The sequence below is a fragment of the Erwinia sp. S43 genome, assembly GCF_016624745.1.
Classification (GTDB): Bacteria; Pseudomonadota; Gammaproteobacteria; order Enterobacterales; family Enterobacteriaceae; genus Erwinia; species Erwinia coffeiphila.
The window spans coordinates 155,604-172,547 of record NZ_JACVTX010000005.1; the positions used below are offsets into that span (position 1 = coordinate 155,604).

Genomic DNA, 16,944 nt, shown 5'->3' on the forward strand with positions numbered 1-16,944 from the left:
AATAACGACAAAATCCTGAAATGTGTAGTGTTTGAGATCAACACATCGTGCTAAATCCCTGGTTCCACACAAAATCTACACAATTTCACGGAATGTAAAGGCAAAAATGACACTTAACGGACTGAAAATACGCATTTACTGGAATTTTGCAGATAAAAACTGACAAAAGTCGCCAATTGTGGAGATATTGTGAATTCGTCCTTACGGGTCTTTTAGTGATAACAATTCTCGTTATCATACACATCATCTTACAATCCTCCACAATTTGAGATTATTTGATGAACAGATATGGACGTTTTCGGATTCACCCTCTGGCTCTGCTTCTTACCGGTTTAATGGCGACCACAGCCAGTGCAGCGGAAGACGCAGAAAGTAACGACAGCGACACCGTGATGACGGTCCAGAAAACCGCTGAACAGGAACTGAAACAGCAGCCCGGCGTCTCCATCATCACCGCCGAAGATATTGCCAAAAGCCCACCGGTCAACGACCTCTCCGACATCATCCGCAAAATGCCAGGCGTCAACCTGACCGGCAACAGCGCCAACGGCAGCCGCGGCAACAACCGACAGATCGACATTCGCGGCATGGGCCCGGAAAACACGCTGATCCTGATCGACGGTGTACCGGTGAATTCCCGTAGTTCGGTGCGCTACAGCTGGAAAGGCGAGCGCGACACGCGCGGCGACACCAACTGGGTACCTGCCGAGCTGGTTGACCGCATCGAGGTCCTGCGCGGCCCGGCGGCGGCGCGCTACGGTTCCGGCGCGGCGGGCGGGGTGATCAATATCTATACCAAGCGCCCAACCAAAGACTGGCACGGCTCGCTTTCCCTGTTCACCAACCAGCCGGAAGACAGTAAAGAGGGCGACACCAAACGCGCCAACTTTAACCTCAGCGGCCCGCTGGCCGGTGATGCGCTGACCATGCGCCTGTACGGCAACATCAACAAAACCGACGCCGATGCCGCCGATATCAACAACGCGCAGAACGGCTCTTATGCCGCCGGTCGTGAAGGGGTGCGTAATAAAGACATTAATGCCCTGTTCTCCTGGAAACTGACACCGTCGCAGATCGTCGATTTCGATTACAGCTACAGCCGCCAGGGCAATATCTACGCTGGAGACACCCAGTACAGCAACGGCAACCTCAGCCCGAATGGTCTGGTCGACTCGCTGTACGGCTCTGAAACCAACCGCCTTTATCGCCAGTCCTACGGCCTGACCCACAACGGCTTCTGGGAGTGGGGAACGTCGAAATTCACCGCGTCGTATGAAAAAACCAACAACACGCGCCTGAATGAAGGCTCCACCGGGCGTGTGGAGGGGATGATTAACAGCGACGAGTTCAGCACCAGCCGTCTGGAAAACTACCGTACCAGCGGCGAAGTAAATATCCCGATTGAACAATGGCTATCGCAAACCGTTACCCTCGGCGCGGAGTGGAACCGAGAAGAGCTGAACGATCCGGCCTCGATCAGCGCCACCGATGCCAGCGGCGTGACCGTGGGCGGCCAGTCGGGCAATCCGGCGGACCGTAACCCGAAAAACAGCGCCACCACCGCGGCCGTCTACTTCGAAGACAACATCGAACCGTGGGTCGGCACCTTCCTGATCCCGGGCCTGCGCTTCGACCACCACAATCAGTTCGGGAACAACTGGAGCCCGAGCCTGAACCTGTCGCAGGATCTCGGCGAGTTCTTCAAGGTGAAGGCCGGTATCGCCAGAGTGTTTAAAGCGCCGAACCTCTATCAGTCCAGCGAAGGCTACCTGTTAGGCACGCGCGGCAACGGCTGCCCGAAAACCATCTCCAGCGGCAGCTGCTACCTGTTGGGTAACACCGACCTGGATGCCGAAGTCAGCGTGAACAAAGAGCTGGGGCTGGAGTTCGCTGCCGAGGGCTACTCCGCCGGCATCACCTGGTTCCGCAACGATTACAAAAACAAAATCGTCGCCGGTACCGACATTATTGCCACGACCACCAGCGGTTATAACGTGCTGCAGTGGGAAAACGGTGGCAAGGCGCTGGTGGAAGGGCTGGAAGCCAACCTGACCGTACCACTGCTGCGTGACGTGCTCGACTGGCGCACCAACGCTACCTATATGATGGAGTCGAAGAGCAAGGAAACCGGCAACCCGCTGTCGATCATTCCGAAGTACACCATTAACACCATGCTGGATTATCAGGTGACCGATAAGCTTTCCACCGCCGTCAACTGGACGATGTACGGCCGTCAAAAGCCGCGTGAATACAGTGAAACGCGACTGGAAGTGGATGCGATGTCCAGCACTGAAATCGGCGCGTACTCGGTGGTTGGCATCAGCCTCAACTACGAGCTGACCAAAGATCTGCGCCTGAACGGCGGCGTCAGCAACCTGCTGGATAAACAGCTGTACCGCGCCAATGATGGCGCATCGACCTATAACGAACCGGGCCGCGCGTACTACGCCGGTGTCACTATGTCGTTCTAAGTCCTGTTTTAAGTCTCTGCATACAACGGGCGGCCTGGCTGCCCGTTACTATTACGGATAACTCCAACCCGATCCCCATTTCCCTGCTCGAACTTTTTCATCGTCATTTCGTACGGATTTAAATCAATTCGTCACTTCTGAATACCCGCATTTTCCCTGCCAGAACCCCAGAATTTGGCCGGACCAATTTATATAAAATGTGAATGCCACGCACAGAAAGGCAAAATAAACATCACATCTGTTGTTTTATACTAACAAAATATTAACCATCAGCGGCAGCACACACGAAATCGCCATTTTGGTCCGACCAATCTGGTTATAAAAAGAATGTTTTTGGAGACGCCGCCATGCAACCCTGGCAACAAGTTTACGATCCGCTCGGCAATATCTGGCTGTCCAGCCTGATCGCCGCTATTCCGATCATCTTCTTCTTCTTCGCCCTGATTAAGCTCAAGCTGAAAGGGTACGTTGCCGCGACGATCACCGTTGCGCTGGCGCTGCTGGTAGCGCTATTCCTCTACCGGATGCCTATCGATCGCGCACTGGCGTCGGTGGTTTACGGTTTCTTCTACGGGCTCTGGCCGATCGCCTGGATCATCGTCGCCGCGGTGTTCGTCTACAAAATCTCGGTGAAAACCGGGCAGTTTAATATTATCCGCGCCTCGATCCTGTCGATCACCCCGGACCAGCGCCTGCAAATGCTGATCGTTGGCTTCTCGTTTGGTGCCTTCCTGGAAGGTGCCGCCGGATTCGGCGCGCCCGTGGCGATCACCGCCGCGCTGCTGGTCGGACTGGGCTTTAACCCACTCTACGCCGCCGGTCTGTGCCTGATCGTCAACACCGCGCCGGTGGCCTTTGGCGCAATGGGCATTCCGATTATCGTTGCCGGGCAGGTTACCGGACTGGACAGCTTTGAAATTGGCCAGATGGTCGGCCGTCAGCTGCCGTTCCTGACCATTATCGTGCTGTTCTGGATCATGGCGATCATGGACGGCTGGCGCGGGATTAAAGAAACCTGGCCAGCGGTGATTGTGGCGGGTGGTTCGTTTGCCCTGGCACAGTACCTCAGCTCTAACTTCCTCGGCCCGGAACTGCCGGACATTATCTCGTCGCTGGTTTCACTGGTGTGCCTGACGCTGTTCCTGCGCGTGTGGAAGCCGGTGCGTATCTTCCGCTTTGCTCCCACGGAGAACGCCACCGTGCAGCCGCTGGTGGTGGAAAAGTATCGTCCTGGGCAGATTATCCGCGCCTGGATGCCGTTCCTGTTCCTGACCGCCACCGTTACCCTGTGGAGCATCCCGCCGTTTAAGGCGCTGTTCGCTCCGGGCGGCGAGCTGTATAACCTGGTCGTGAACATCCCGGTGCCGTTCCTCGACAAGCTGGTGGCGAAGATGCCGCCGGTGGTTGCGGCCATCACGCCGTATGCCGCGGTGTATAAGTTTGACTGGCTATCCGCGACCGGCACGGCGATTATCGTTGCCGCGCTGATCTCTATCGTTTATCTGAAGATGAAACCGGCCGACGCGCTGAGCACCTTTACCAGCACGCTGAAAGAGCTGACGCTGCCGATTTACTCTATCGGGATGGTGCTGGCCTTCGCCTTCATCGCCAACTACTCCGGCCTTTCCGCCACGCTGGCGCTGGCACTGGCTCATACCGGCCACGCGTTTACCTTCTTCTCGCCGTTCCTCGGCTGGCTGGGCGTATTCCTGACCGGTTCGGATACCTCATCTAACGCCCTGTTCGCCGCGCTACAGGCCACCACCGCACAGCAGATTGGCGTGTCGGACCTGCTGCTGGTTGCCGCCAACACCACCGGCGGCGTGACCGGCAAGATGATCTCGCCGCAGTCGATCGCCATCGCCTGCGCCGCCGTGGGCCTGGTGGGCAGAGAATCTGACCTGTTCCGCTTTACGGTGAAGCACAGTCTGATTTTCACCTGTATGGTAGGGGTCATTACTACCTTACAAGCCTACGTGCTCACCTGGATGATCCCATGACCCTTGCGCCATCGCCTTCCGGCACCCTGCTCCTCGCCGGGCGTATTAAAACCCTGATCCATCAGCGACAGCTGGAGCCGGGGGCACGTCTGCCCGCCGAGCGCCAGCTGGCGCAGGAACTGGGCGTCTCACGCTCTTCACTGCGCGAGGCTATTCGCTCGCTGATTGGTGAAGGCGTGCTGTACAGCAAACGCGGCGGTGGCACCTGGCTCTGTGATGAAAATACCCGCTGGTCGGAGGAACGCATCGTGCAGCCGCTGAAGGTGCTGGTTGCCGATGATCCGAACTATCACAACGATATTCTGGAAGCGCGCCACGCCATCGAGGCCAGTACCGCCTGGTATGCCGCGCTGCGGGCAACGCCCGCCGACAAAGAGCGGCTGCAAAGCTGCTTTGACGCCATCCAGCAGCAGGAAAGCATTTCAGCCGATATGGCCAACCAGGCCGACGTGCGCTTCCATCTGGCGATTGCGGAAGCCTCACACAACGTAGTGCTGCTGCAAACCATGCGCGGCTTCTTTGACCTGCTGCAAAGCTCGGTAGCGCGCAGCCGTGAACGGATGTACACCGTCCCGACCATCTTTGCCCGCCTGACCGAACAACACGAAGAGCTGCTGCTGGCGATCCTCGCCAGCGACCCGGAACGGGCGCGTAAAGCGGCTCAGCACCACCTTGGGTTTGTCCTCACTACGATGAAAAACCTGCATGAAGATGAAGCCCGGCAGCAGCGAATTACCCGACTGCCGGATGACAGAGAATGATGTAACAAAGGATAGATCTGATGATTATTTCGGCAGGAACTGACTATCGCGCGGCGGCCAAACGTATGCTGCCACCCTTCCTTTTTCACTATATCGACGGCGGTGCCTACGCCGAGCATACGCTGCGGCGCAACGTTGAAGACCTGGCGCAAATCGCCCTGAAGCAGCGCGTGCTCAACGATATGTCCGAACTGAGCCTGCAAACCAAACTGTTTAACGAAAGCCTGGCGATGCCGGTGGCGCTGGCACCGGTGGGACTGACCGGAATGTATGCCCGCCGGGGTGAAGTTCAGGCGGCGCGCGCGGCGGCGGCAAAAGGTATTCCCTTTACGCTCTCCACCGTTTCCGTCTGTCCGATTGAAGAAGTCGCCCCGGCGATCAACCGTCCGATGTGGTTCCAGCTCTACGTGCTGAAGGATCGCGGCTTTATGCGCAATGCGCTGGAGCGCGCCAAAGCCGCAGGCTGTACCACGCTGGTGTTTACCGTCGATATGCCAACGCCCGGCGCGCGCTACCGCGATGCCCACTCCGGCATGAGCGGCCCGAACGCGGCGATGCGCCGCTATATGCAGGCCGTGCTGCACCCGCAGTGGGCGTGGGACGTTGGCCTTAACGGTCGTCCGCACGATCTCGGCAATATCTCCACCTACCTCGGCAAACCGACCGGGCTGGAGGATTACATCGGCTGGCTGGCAAACAACTTCGATCCGTCCATCAGTTGGAAAGACCTGGAGTGGATCCGCGAGTTCTGGGATGGCCCGATGGTGATTAAAGGCATTCTCGATGCTGACGATGCCCGCGATGCCGTGCGCTTCGGTGCAGACGGCATCGTGGTATCCAACCACGGCGGACGCCAGCTGGATGGCGTGCTGTCTACCGCGCGGGCGCTACCGCAGATCGCCGATGCGGTGAAGGGCGACATCACCATTCTGGCCGACAGCGGCATCCGCAACGGTCTTGACGTGGTGAGGATGATTGCGCTCGGTGCCGACAGCGTGCTGCTGGGCCGCGCCTTTGTTTACGCACTGGCCACCGCCGGGCAGGCAGGCGTCGAAAACCTGCTGACGCTGATCGAGAAAGAGATGCGCGTAGCGATGACGCTGACCGGAGCGAAAACTATCGCCGACATCACCCGCAGCTCGCTGGTGAATAACGGCCTGGCGTAAATCAGGACGGGGCCGGGCTGATGCCTGCCCCATCACTTATACAGCGGCAGATTACCGGTCAGGCGGCTGATTTTCTTTTTCGGTCCAATCAATCCGATTGCCACCAGCTCAATCTGCCGGCTGTTCACCGGGGAAATGCGCTCGCCGTACTCCTCGTAGGTTCTGCACGACTGCGCCAGCGCACTAAACGGCATGGCATAGATCTCTTCATCCTCGCTGGCGATATGCAGCAGCTGCTGCACGTAATCATCTCCGGCCAGCAGCACCGGCAGCGGAGCATAAATCACCCCCGGATAGTTCACGCCGTCCGCACTTTGCAGATCCGGCCCCACCAGATTTTCAACCGTACGGCCAAAGCTGATGCCGATCACGCTGGCGGCATTCATCGCCAGCCCCGGGCTGAGCTGGTCATTAATCACGATGGTACAACGGTGCTGACTGGCATCAAATTTCATCTTATTTCCATACGCTCAGGCGTTTAATAGATCAATATTCAGGCCTTTATTATGCGCCGACGGGCCGGGAAAAAGTTGTCTTAATCAGTTGAAAATTGACCAGATAAGGGCATGATTTACCTTTAACAACCCACTAAAAGACTGAGTCTGCCCCTATGAGCTTAGGCCCCACCGAGATAAAAATTCTTTCACTGCTGCAGCAGGATGCCCGCATGACCAATCAGACCCTGGCTGATGAAATTGGCCTTTCGGCTTCGCCCTGCTGGCGCAAAGTACGCAAGCTGGAAGAGGACGAGGTAATTCAGGGCTACCGCGCCGTGCTGAACCGTAAAAAAATTGGCCTGGGGGTGATGGTTTTTGTTCGCGTCTCCATCGACAGCCACAGCGAGTCCGAAGCGCGTCGGTTCGAACAGGAGGTCGCGGAGCTGGAGCACGTGGTGGCCTGCTACAGCATCGGCGGTGATGCGGATTTTCTGTTACAGGTGGTGGCCCGGGATCTGGATGCCTACGCGGATTTCGCCATGGCGGTGATCCGTCGTCTGCCGGGAATCAAAGAAATGCAAAGTATGTTTGTACTCAAGGAGATCAAACCGCTGGTCAGCTATCCAATCGTTAAACCGGGATAAATCGTCAGGTGAAAGAGGTGGCCTCATCCAGAGGCCGTGCTGCTGTCCATACTGGTCTTTACAGGTCAGGGACAGCACGATGAGCAGCCGGGCGTTTAATCAGCCGCAGGCGTTACTCTCTTCCGCAGGGTAAAAAGAATAGCTGTTAATAAAAGCCTGACGCCATGCCTTAGGCGACATGCCGAAACGCAGTTTAAAGAGCTTACTGAAAATGCTGGGACTGCTGAACCCACACTGGTAAGCGATGGTATCAATACGCTCTTCCGCAAAATTTTCTAAACGGTATCGGGCTGCTTTAAGGCGCACTTCCTGCAGCACACGCATCACGGAAGTGTGCTGTTCAAGAAATGCACGATCCAGGCCCGAACGCGAACAGCGCAGCGCAACGGCAATCGCATCCGGCGACAGATTTACCTGAGCATAGTTTTGCTCGATGTAGCGCTTGGCGGCGGAAAAAATAAAGTTCTTACTGCCTTCGATACGGTTACCGCGTTCCCTGCCAATATCCGCCAGCATCAGCAACGACACGTTATACAGCCCGTCCAGAATGCTGGAGATGGCTTTAGTGCTCAAATGGGCCGCGTGAGCATCCAGCAGCATCATCTGCGAGCGAATAAACGGAGCCAGCGGCTGATCGTCAAGGGATAACGCCAGCTCATCCAGACCACCGCCCAGCGCAGCACGTGCATCGGCATAGGGCAGGATCAGAAACAGCTGCTTCACGTGGCCGCTATTGTAGTGCAACGGTTTATCCCGCTCGTACAGCGCCAGCGATCCGGCCGTCATCACCTTGGTTTCTAACAAGGTCCGCCCGGTCAGCTCTACGGTGCCCTGTAATAGCAGGGAAATGAACAGGCTGTCAGAGTCCGGTTTATACGGGTTGAAAATGGCGTTGCTCGTGCCACCGAGTACGGAACTGAAGCTCCCCTGTGCAGCATCCGATGGCCGCTGAGTCACCTTTCGATCTCCAGCCCGGCGGTTGTGCGCAGTATCCGTTGTATAAGGTTTACAATTAGTTGTTAAAAATTCGTAACGCAATTCACTTTCTATTTCGGCAGTATCAACCGTATGGAACTGATACAGTCCCTCAGGTCTTGGTAACACTATCGAAATGGGTCGTTTAATCAGTTGCTGATTCATTTGGTTTCACCTGCTGTATTAAATACGCAGAATCCTTTCCCACGCACGAAATCTAAACAAAAAAAGCAATTAAAAAAAGACTCTGATCTTTCTTTTTCGGCCTGTGAGGGAGAAAAACAAAAAATGACGGGCAAAGATATTTGATAGAATAGTTATTTTACTTAGTATTGTCGTAACCAGTAGCATACCTTAACAGTTTAGAAAGCCCCAATTTTACACTTTCTTTACGGTCTTATGTCGCTCTCAGGGCATAGGATGTTGAGCTAATGGTGAAACGCACACACAGCAAAGCATTAGATTGTTTTATATATGATGATTTTTTTCGAAAACCTATGAGTTGAAAGTATAAATCCACTTTATATTTTCTTTTTTGCTCTGAAAAAATTAATAAAAGATCTTTTGAGGAACGTATAATGAGCGACCTGATATTAATGACAGTAGCGATACTATTAATTGTCGTTTCTGCATATAGTCTTTTTTCTTATATTAAAGACAGAAAGACCTCGTCTTTCCCTAAGAAAAAACGCTAGTTTATTTAAGTATTTTTTAACTTTTTATTATCTTTTCAAACCCGACATTTTCGGGTTTACTGCACTCTTTTTGTCTAAAATCAGCGCAAAGGATTGCGCCGATCGCTACAGCTGCCACCACCTATCTATCTGATTCACGCCGTAATGTCGATCCCTGCCCCGGCTAACCCGCTATTATCGTGCCTGCCTGCAAAGCGTTCCTGTGCCCAGCATCAGCATAAAAAACCTTGCTGCCTGCGCATCCCTTGCACCCAACGTACTGCACATGTCCCACTTTTCCGGGGTCGCAGCTGCCCAAATAGGATGGCGGCCTGGAATGAGATTTAGCCAATATTGAAGCATGTTGCATTTCGATAAGCACGGTATTGGACGCAAATCCACCGTATATACACCCGGACATTCGCACTAATTGACACAAATAAGGGGTTTACAAAATCTCATGTAGCTTAGTGCATTTAAAATGCATTTTCACAGCATCTTAAGTGAGCAGGAGTAACCACTATTCTTAACCGAATCTTCAGTAAGATCCTGCCAATAACAGGGCATCACTGGCGATAGAAACGATATTCTTAACTGTTTCAGTTGTAAGGTTAAGGCAGCGTATTCCGATAGGATGATAAACGGATACTTCAGCATCTGAAGATTTCACCTCCGGGCCGGGTGCGCAAAGCAACAAAACGCGAGGATAAATGATTTGTGCCCCCCCACAGAGACATGCAAAAGAGCAGGATGCCATGCTTCGTTCTATACATATATACATAGCGCAACCACCAATGCGTATACTTTGCTATATACAGATATACATAGTGAAAGCACGAATGCACCTGCCTGCTACACACCGAGAGACATAGCTACGTTCGGGGATGCGAGCTTTACCTCGTGCAGAGATGCGTGCCTGAAGTTTGCATAAACGCCCTAATTCTTCTCAGAGTAAGCAGGCACGTGAGGTGTAAAGCACATCGCGGCCTGGTCCTGAAAATTTCCAGCCCCTGACAAGCCAGCCAGAGCCTCAGCCGAGGCCGTCTTCTTATACGATGATAACCCCTCGCCCCAACGGCTTAAACCTTCAGTAAACCGGCAACCCGAGCGCAAAATGCGCTTTATCCGGAACAGGATCGTCACCCTGCGTTACATCTGGCTTATTTGAAAGCGCTTCCTTACAATAAGGGATCTGTTCACAGCAAATGCAAGGAATGACGGTGCCGAAAGCTATTCCAAATTCCACTATCGTGGATATTGCCCGACGAGCTGGCGTCACTAATATCACGGTATCACGCGCGTTTAATAAACCTGAACTGGTTAAACCCGCTACTCGTGAAAAGATCCATGCGATAGCCAAAGAACTGAATTATGTCCCGAATGCGTTTGCCCAGGGATTAAAAAGCAGCAGCAGCCAGATTATTGGTATTGTCACCAGCAGCCTGTATAATCCCTTTTATTCTTCGTTAATTCAGAGGGTGTCGCGCATTGCCCGTAAACAAGGTTATCAGATTATGTTATTTGATACGGACGGCAGCGAAGAGGCGGAGAACCAGGCAATACAGGCACTGTTCAGCTATAAGGCCCGGGGTATTTTACTCTCGGCAGTACGAGATGATAAACAGTATCAGCCCGCCTATCTTGAGCAGGCCGAAGCCTATCATATCCCATTGATTCTTATAGACAGGGATATTTTCAACCGGCAGTTAAGCGGCGTTTTCCTGAATAACAATGAGATAGGTCTGCTGGCCGGGGAATATCTTGCCGCTCAGCCAGAATCTAAGATGCTTATTCTCGGTGGGCCGGCGAACTCTGAAATCACGCTCAGCCGAACTGCAGGCATTTTGGATGCACTGTACGGTAAGAAAAATCACATCACTATTATAAACGGTGATTATGATTTTATATCACAGGAGCAGGAAGTCAGAAGCTGGCTAATGCAGGAAGAGAATCAGCCGGAATATATCATCGGTCTGAATGGAATCATTACGCTGGGCGCAATGTCCATATGTCATGAGTTAAATATCTATCCTCAAGTGAAATTTTTCTCCGTGGACAAGCCGCCAGGCTCGGCCAGTTATGGAATGCGTATTGCCGGGGTTTATCATGATACGGAAATGCTGGGAGAGATTGCGGCGGAATTATTGTTTAACGCGATAAAAACGGCGGATAGCGATCGGGTTGTACGGCGCGAATTTTTCACTGGGAGCCTGCTGGTTCCGTGAGTGGGGTTGTGTCGCTGCACTTCCGGTACTTAGGCGACCGTTTTGGGGCGTGAATTCTGAGACATCTTTTTTGCTGCCAGCGCGGGGTCAGGGCGACCGTTACGGGGAATAACGCCGGGTCGCCGTGAACACGTCCGTGTGGGCTTGGCTGCCGCATCCTTGCGGCAGACACCCGGCTTATCTTCCCCGTAACGTTCGCCTTATCAATCAATGCGTTGCTTCGAATGCCCCTAAACGTTCGCCTTTCTCAGCATCGCGCTGTTTTACTCACAGCGAAACCTCAGCCTGTGAGCAATCGGTGACGGGCGGGTTCGCGGACCGTTGAGCGCAGGGATGCGCGAATCGAGGCCACACGGACGTGTTCACGCCGAGTCCGCGAACCCGCCCGACACCGATACGCCAGACAACGATCTCCTCGCAACACAACCCCGGCCCCGATAAGCCAGACACATCACCTTCAGCAATCTCAGCCCGGCGGTGACATCACCCCGGCATCAAAAGCCAGATTCAAACCATGCAGCAATCCAACCTGATGCACCAAACCGCACTCGGTTTTACTCACAGCGAAACCCGGCCATTGTGCAATCAGTACGCCAAACCACACTCTGTGTTACTAACAGCGAAACCATAGCCTGTGGGCAATCGGTGACGGGCGGGTTCGCGGACCGTTGAGCGCAGGGATGCGCGATTCGAGGCCACACGGACGTGTTCACGCCGAGTCCGCGAACCCGCCCGTCACCGATAAGCCAGACAACGATCTTCCCGCGACACAATCCCAACACCGCAAGCAAAAAATGGGCTGCCCCAAACGGAACAGCCCTCCCCGCCCCAGGCGGCACGGCCAGATGCACCTGGCCAAACGACACTACTTACGCCTTACTGAACTCAAATAAATCGCCGCAAGAATAATTCCGCCCTTCACCACATTCTGAATATACGGCGACACACTCATCAGATTCAGCCCGTTGTTCAACACACCCAGCATCATCGCGCCCACCAGCGTACCGATAATCGCTCCGCGACCGCCGGAAATCGCCGCACCGCCCAGCACTACCGCCGCAATCGCATCCAGCTCAAAGCCTTCACCGGCATTCGGCTGGCCGCTCATCAGACGAGAAGTCAGCACCAGACCGGCCAGTGCCGCCGTCACGCCGCTGATCACATACACCAGCATCTTATAGCGCTGCACGCGGATACCGCTCAGCCGCGCGGCCTCTTCATTGCCGCCGATGGCATAAACGTAACGGCCAAATGACAGATGGTGCAGCATGATCCACGCCACCACGTACACTGCCGCCATCACCAGAATCGGCACCTGAATGCCGAACACCGTGCCGCGCCCCAGGAAGGAGAACACATCCGGCAGGCCGGAGATCGGATAACCGCCGGTATACAGCAGCGCCAGGCCACGGGCGATGCCCATTGATGCCAGGGTGACGATAATCGGCGGCATCCGCAGCCAGGCAATACAAGTACCGTTCGCCAGACCAAACAGCACGCCGACCAGCAGCGCGGCCAGCACCGCCAGCGGTACAGGAACGGCAGCCATCATCAATCCGGCAGCAACGGAACCGGCCAGCGCCATCACCGGACCGACGGACAGATCGATGCCGCCGGTCAAAATCGCGCAGGTCATCCCCACGGCGATAATGGCGTTAATGGACACCTGACGGGCGACGTTGGTCAGGTTATTCACCGTCAGGAAGCTGTCGTTCAGCAGGCTCATCAGCACAAACAGCACCACAAAGCCAATAAACGGCAGCACGGCAGGATGATGAAGCAGTTTTTCCCAGCGCTTCGCCAGCCCTGGCCCCGCAGCGCGGGGAGTTGAGGTAGATGACATCTGTTCGATTCCGCTCATTATGCGCTCCCGGTGGCATGTAGCATGATGTTGCCAGATTCAATTTCATTCCCGGCCAGTTCGGCGACGATGTGCCCGCCCCGGAATACCAGCACCCGGTCGCAAACGCCGATAATTTCCGGTAGCTCGGAAGAAATCATGATGATGGAGATGCCTTTTGCAGTCAGTTGCTGCATCAGCTGATAGATTTCCGATTTCGCGCCCACGTCGATACCGCGCGTCGGTTCATCAAAGATCAAAATATTACAGTCGTTGTTCAGCCAGCGAGCGATCACTACCTTCTGCTGGTTGCCGCCGCTGAGGGTTGATACCGCGGTATCGGCGTCGGGCGTTTTCACTCCTACCGCGCGGATCAGCCTTTGTACGATGTCGCGCTCTTTGCCGGCATGAACAAAAATCTTGCCGCGCTTTTCATGGCGATTCAGCGTGATGTTCTGCGCCACGGAAAACGGCAGCACCAGACCTTCGGTTTTGCGGTTCTCCGGCAGCAGGCCAATGCCCTGCTGTAAGGCATGTGCCGGGCTGCTCAGCCTGCCGTCCTGGCCGTTAAGCTTGACGCTTTTACGGTAGCAGGGGCTGGCGCCAATCAGCGCGGAGATGGTTTCGGTACGCCCGGAACCCACCAGCCCGGCGAAGCCGAGGATCTCTCCGGCGTGCAGATGGAAATGATCCGTCTGGCTCTGCTTCGTGCGCTGAACGCTGGCTTCCAGCAGTCGCTTAGTCCGATCCGGCACGTGCGACTTCACCGGGAAGGTATTCTCAATTTTGCGGCCTACCATCAGCTTCACCAGTTCGTCGATATCAGTGTCGCTGGTTGGCAATGTTTCGATGTAGCAGCCGTCACGCAGCACGGTGATGCGATCGCAGACGGCGAAAATTTCATCCAGATGGTGCGAGATAAACACCATGCCTACGCCCAGCAGGCGCAGATCGTTCATCACGCTGAACAGGTGCTCGGCCTCGCCCGGCGTCAGTGTGGCGGTGGGTTCATCCAGCACCAGCACGCGCGCGTCCAGCGACAGCGCTTTGGCAATTTCAACGAACTGCTGTTGCGCCACGCTTAACTGCTCCACCGGGCAGTCCATATCGATATCCACCGCCAGGCGTTTAAAGACGCTGCGTGCCTTGCGACGCATCTCACGACGATCCAGCAGCCCCCAGCGATTTTTTATTTCCCGGTTGAGGAAAATATTATCGACCGCGCTCATATAAGGGATCAGCGAGAACTCCTGAAATATAATTCCAATGCCCGCTTCAATGGCGTGGCGATAATTAGGAAAACTACAGTTCTTCCCCTGTAAGATAATTTCCCCTGCATCCGGCTGGTGAATACCGCACATAATTTTCACCAACGTTGATTTACCCGCACCGTTTTCTCCAAGCAGCGCATGTATTTCTCCGGGCTGCACCGTCAGGTTAATACCGTCCAGCGCTTTCACTCCGGGAAAGGATTTTTTAATCTGTTTTAATTCCAGTAAAGGTGTCATCAGCATCGCTTCCGGGTTATCGCTCTGCTTGCGCAGAGCGAATATTTCACGCTATTACCAGCTAAAGCCTTTCGCATTGCTGTGGTCGATCAGCTTAACTTTTACCGGTACGGTTTTCGGAATATTGGCACCCCAGTGGCGGGCCAGCGCAATTCCCAACGCGATGCGCAGCTGGTCACGCGGGAACTGTGCCGAGGTGGCGATAAACGGTGAATCCGCCTTTTCGATCTCTTTAATTGCTTCCGGCTGGCCGTCAACGCTGACCAGTTTCACCTTGGCACCGCTGCTCTGAATTGCCGCCAGCGCACCCAGCGCGCCGGTATCGTTAACGCTGAATATACCGTTCAGATCCGGGGCGGATTGCAGCATGTTTTCGGTGACGGTCAGTGCAGTATCACGCTCCTGCTTGCCGTTCTGCTTGGTGACAATCTTGATATCCGGGTATTTTTTCATCGCGTCCTCAAAGCCGCGCACGCGCTCAAGGATGGGCACCACCGGAATGCCGTCGAGGATGGCGACCTTGCCTTTCCCACCGATAGATTTCGCCAGATACTCCCCGGCCTGTAACCCCGCGTCATAGTTCTCGGAGCCGACAAACGAGTCCACCGGACCTTCTGCCTGGGCATCAATCGCCACCACCACCGCGCCGGCTTTATGGGCAGACATAACGGCGGACTGCACGCCCACCGTATCCGTCGGGTTAATCAGCAGAATATCGACTTTCTTTTGCAGCATGTCTTCAACGTCATTAATCTGCTTGGAAACATCATGGTGAGCGTCGGCAACGTATACCTTCGCGCCAATTTCAGCGGCAGCCTGTTCCAGCGACTGTTTCATCGTAACGAAATAATCGTTATTTAATTCCTGGAAAGAGACGCCAATGGTTAATTGCTTAGCCACTGCAGCGTTTGCAGCCAACAACATTCCGCCCGCGATAATAATCGGCAGCGTTTTTTTGACGAATGAAAACATGGATATTCTCCTGTAGGGGGAAGTATTTTTATTGATTTATTAGCAACGGTATAAATAACATCGGTAAAAATAAACTACGGAACCAGAACAACCTTAATTGAATCGGTGGAGTCGGCCAGAGCAAATGCCTCATCCCATTTTTCGAGTGAATAACTGTGGGTCACGACACCTTTCGATGTCACCAGCCCACGTTCAAACAGGTCGATGGCAATTTCATAGCTGTAAGGGGCCAGATGCGCACCGCGAATATCCAGCTCTTTGCGGTCGCCGATAATCGACCAGTCAACGGTGGTTTCTTTTCCGAACACGCTGAACTCCACGAAGCGGCCCAGCTTGCGGATCATCTGCAGGCCCTGCGTTACGCCCACCGGGGAGCCGGTTGCCTCGATATAGACATCGCAGCCGTAGCCGCCGGTCAGCGACTTAACAATTTTGTCGGCGTCTTCTTTCAGCGGGTTGATCACCACATCGGCACCGTACTCTTTCGCCAGCGCCAGACGATCGTCCATTGCATCAATAACAATCAGTTTTTTGGGCGTTTTCAGCCGCGCTACCTGCACCATGCACAGGCCCAGCGGTCCGGCTCCGGCCAGCACCACCACATCATCCAGCTGAATATCGCCGCGCGCCACGGTGTGGATCGCACAGGCCATAGGTTCAATCAGCACCGCATCTTCATGGCTCAGGCTTTCCGGGATTTTGTGCACGATGGCGTTGGCCGAGAAACGCATATATTCCGCCATGCCGCCTTCGGCCACGTCTTTCTGGAAGCCGTAAATATTGTGGGTTTCACACATCCAGTAGCTGCCGGATTTGCAGTAGCGGCAGTCCCAGCAGGGAACGATCTGCTCGGCAATCACCCGCTCGCCCACGCGGAATTTCTTCTCGCTGCCCTCGCCCAGCGCGGCAACGCGGCCGTAGAATTCGTGCCCCGGGATCACCGGCGGCTTCACCCACGGGTTTTCTCCCCAGAACATCTGTGCACCGTTTTTGCACTTACAGTCACCGGCGCAGATGCCGCAGCCTTCTACTTTGATTACCAGTTCGTTGGCCTTCGGCAATGGCACCGGAACCTGCTCAAAGCGATAATCCTGGGGGCCGTGGCAGACTACGGCGCTCATCTTCTCGGGCAGCTGACTCATTTCTCTCTCCAGTAGCAATATTGATCGTCACATAGGCAAAATGTTGACGTTGTCATTATTCGGTAAATAAAAAATGCGAATTTTCTATTCAAACCTAAATTAATGATTTATCCATAATTTCTTCTGACA

The 16,944-nt window shown here is 54.5% G+C and carries 13 protein-coding genes; 7 read left to right on the forward strand and 6 right to left on the reverse strand.

Annotated elements, in window-relative coordinates:
* The first annotated feature begins 335 nt into the window (after positions 1–335).
* The 4 genes from IBT47_RS08835 to lldD all read left to right on the forward strand — a co-directional run bounded on the left by IBT47_RS08835 (position 336) and on the right by lldD (position 6,398).
* The gene (locus IBT47_RS08835; protein ID WP_234471800.1) at positions 336–2,471 is read left to right on the forward strand and encodes a TonB-dependent siderophore receptor; all 2,136 of its coding nucleotides are present in this window, start codon (positions 336–338) and stop codon (positions 2,469–2,471) included.
* Between the two features lie 347 nt (positions 2,472–2,818).
* Positions 2,819–4,471 (forward strand): L-lactate permease, encoded by a 1,653-nt coding sequence (gene lldP / locus IBT47_RS08840; protein WP_200560147.1) that lies wholly within the window; start codon positions 2,819–2,821, stop codon positions 4,469–4,471.
* Positions 4,468–5,232 carry a transcriptional regulator LldR gene (gene lldR, locus IBT47_RS08845; RefSeq protein ID WP_200560148.1) on the forward strand — a complete coding sequence of 255 codons (765 nt, stop codon included), beginning with the start codon at positions 4,468–4,470 and terminating at the stop codon, positions 5,230–5,232. The genes lldP and lldR overlap by 4 nt, the downstream gene beginning before the upstream one ends.
* A 20-nt stretch (positions 5,233–5,252) precedes the next feature.
* Entirely contained in the window at positions 5,253–6,398 is a 1,146-nt protein-coding gene (gene lldD, locus IBT47_RS08850; RefSeq protein ID WP_105592442.1) for an FMN-dependent L-lactate dehydrogenase LldD, read from the forward strand.
* A 32-nt stretch (positions 6,399–6,430) separates the two neighbouring features.
* Here lldD and IBT47_RS08855 read toward each other — a convergent pair whose 3' ends face one another.
* Positions 6,431–6,853, reverse strand: a complete 423-nt coding sequence (locus IBT47_RS08855) for a DUF2000 domain-containing protein (RefSeq protein WP_105592443.1) — start codon at positions 6,851–6,853, stop codon at positions 6,431–6,433.
* 155 nt (positions 6,854–7,008) lie between these two features.
* On the opposite strand from IBT47_RS08855, the gene IBT47_RS08860 reads away from it, so the two are divergent.
* Entirely contained in the window at positions 7,009–7,479 is a 471-nt protein-coding gene (locus IBT47_RS08860) for an Lrp/AsnC family transcriptional regulator (protein ID WP_200560149.1), read from the forward strand.
* 99 nt (positions 7,480–7,578) lie between these two features.
* On the opposite strand, the gene IBT47_RS27340 is transcribed toward IBT47_RS08860, so the two are convergent.
* Positions 7,579–8,436 carry an AraC family transcriptional regulator gene (locus IBT47_RS27340; RefSeq protein WP_172606577.1) on the reverse strand — a complete coding sequence of 286 codons (858 nt, stop codon included), beginning with the start codon at positions 8,434–8,436 and terminating at the stop codon, positions 7,579–7,581.
* A gap of 596 nt (positions 8,437–9,032) precedes the next feature.
* On the opposite strand from IBT47_RS27340, the gene IBT47_RS27345 reads away from it, so the two are divergent.
* Both IBT47_RS27345 and IBT47_RS08875 read left to right on the forward strand, forming a co-directional pair.
* Positions 9,033–9,149, forward strand: coding sequence for a small membrane protein (locus IBT47_RS27345; RefSeq protein ID WP_146114129.1), 117 nt, complete (start codon positions 9,033–9,035; stop codon positions 9,147–9,149).
* A 1,199-nt stretch (positions 9,150–10,348) separates the two neighbouring features.
* Positions 10,349–11,353, forward strand: a complete 1,005-nt coding sequence (locus IBT47_RS08875; protein ID WP_200546273.1) for a LacI family DNA-binding transcriptional regulator — start codon at positions 10,349–10,351, stop codon at positions 11,351–11,353.
* Between the two features lie 865 nt (positions 11,354–12,218).
* Here the strand turns inward: IBT47_RS08875 and IBT47_RS08880 are convergent.
* The 4 genes from IBT47_RS08880 to IBT47_RS08895 form a co-directional block, all read right to left on the reverse strand.
* Positions 12,219–13,196 carry an ABC transporter permease gene (locus IBT47_RS08880; protein ID WP_105592597.1) on the reverse strand — a complete coding sequence of 326 codons (978 nt, stop codon included), beginning with the start codon at positions 13,194–13,196 and terminating at the stop codon, positions 12,219–12,221.
* A gap of 17 nt (positions 13,197–13,213) precedes the next feature.
* Entirely contained in the window at positions 13,214–14,701 is a 1,488-nt protein-coding gene (locus IBT47_RS08885; RefSeq protein WP_200560150.1) for a sugar ABC transporter ATP-binding protein, read from the reverse strand.
* 54 nt (positions 14,702–14,755) lie between these two features.
* Complete coding sequence (locus IBT47_RS08890; protein ID WP_105592446.1) at positions 14,756–15,673, reverse strand: ABC transporter substrate-binding protein; 918 nt, start codon at positions 15,671–15,673, stop codon at positions 14,756–14,758.
* A 74-nt stretch (positions 15,674–15,747) separates the two neighbouring features.
* Positions 15,748–16,815: an alcohol dehydrogenase catalytic domain-containing protein gene (locus IBT47_RS08895; protein WP_105592447.1), complete on the reverse strand. Its 1,068-nt coding sequence runs from the start codon at positions 16,813–16,815 to the stop codon at positions 15,748–15,750.
* Between the last annotated feature and the right edge of the window lie 129 nt (positions 16,816–16,944).

Bases quoted from the DNA above. Each gene is read 5' to 3' on its own strand.
- IBT47_RS08885 (WP_200560150.1), bottom strand. From the start codon at position 14,701: ATGACACCTTTACTGGAATTAAAACAGATTAAAAAATCCTTTCCCGGA.
- lldR (WP_200560148.1), top strand. From the start codon at position 4,468: ATGACCCTTGCGCCATCGCCTTCCGGCACCCTGCTCCTCGCCGGGCGT.
- IBT47_RS08835 (WP_234471800.1), top strand. From the start codon at position 336: ATGGCGACCACAGCCAGTGCAGCGGAAGACGCAGAAAGTAACGACAGC.
- IBT47_RS08895 (WP_105592447.1), bottom strand. From the start codon at position 16,815: ATGAGTCAGCTGCCCGAGAAGATGAGCGCCGTAGTCTGCCACGGCCCC.
- lldP (WP_200560147.1), top strand. From the start codon at position 2,819: ATGCAACCCTGGCAACAAGTTTACGATCCGCTCGGCAATATCTGGCTG.
- IBT47_RS27345 (WP_146114129.1), top strand. From the start codon at position 9,033: ATGAGCGACCTGATATTAATGACAGTAGCGATACTATTAATTGTCGTT.
- lldD (WP_105592442.1), top strand. From the start codon at position 5,253: ATGATTATTTCGGCAGGAACTGACTATCGCGCGGCGGCCAAACGTATG.
- IBT47_RS08860 (WP_200560149.1), top strand. From the start codon at position 7,009: ATGAGCTTAGGCCCCACCGAGATAAAAATTCTTTCACTGCTGCAGCAG.
- IBT47_RS08855 (WP_105592443.1), bottom strand. From the start codon at position 6,853: ATGAAATTTGATGCCAGTCAGCACCGTTGTACCATCGTGATTAATGAC.
- IBT47_RS08890 (WP_105592446.1), bottom strand. From the start codon at position 15,673: ATGTTTTCATTCGTCAAAAAAACGCTGCCGATTATTATCGCGGGCGGA.
- IBT47_RS08880 (WP_105592597.1), bottom strand. From the start codon at position 13,196: ATGTCATCTACCTCAACTCCCCGCGCTGCGGGGCCAGGGCTGGCGAAG.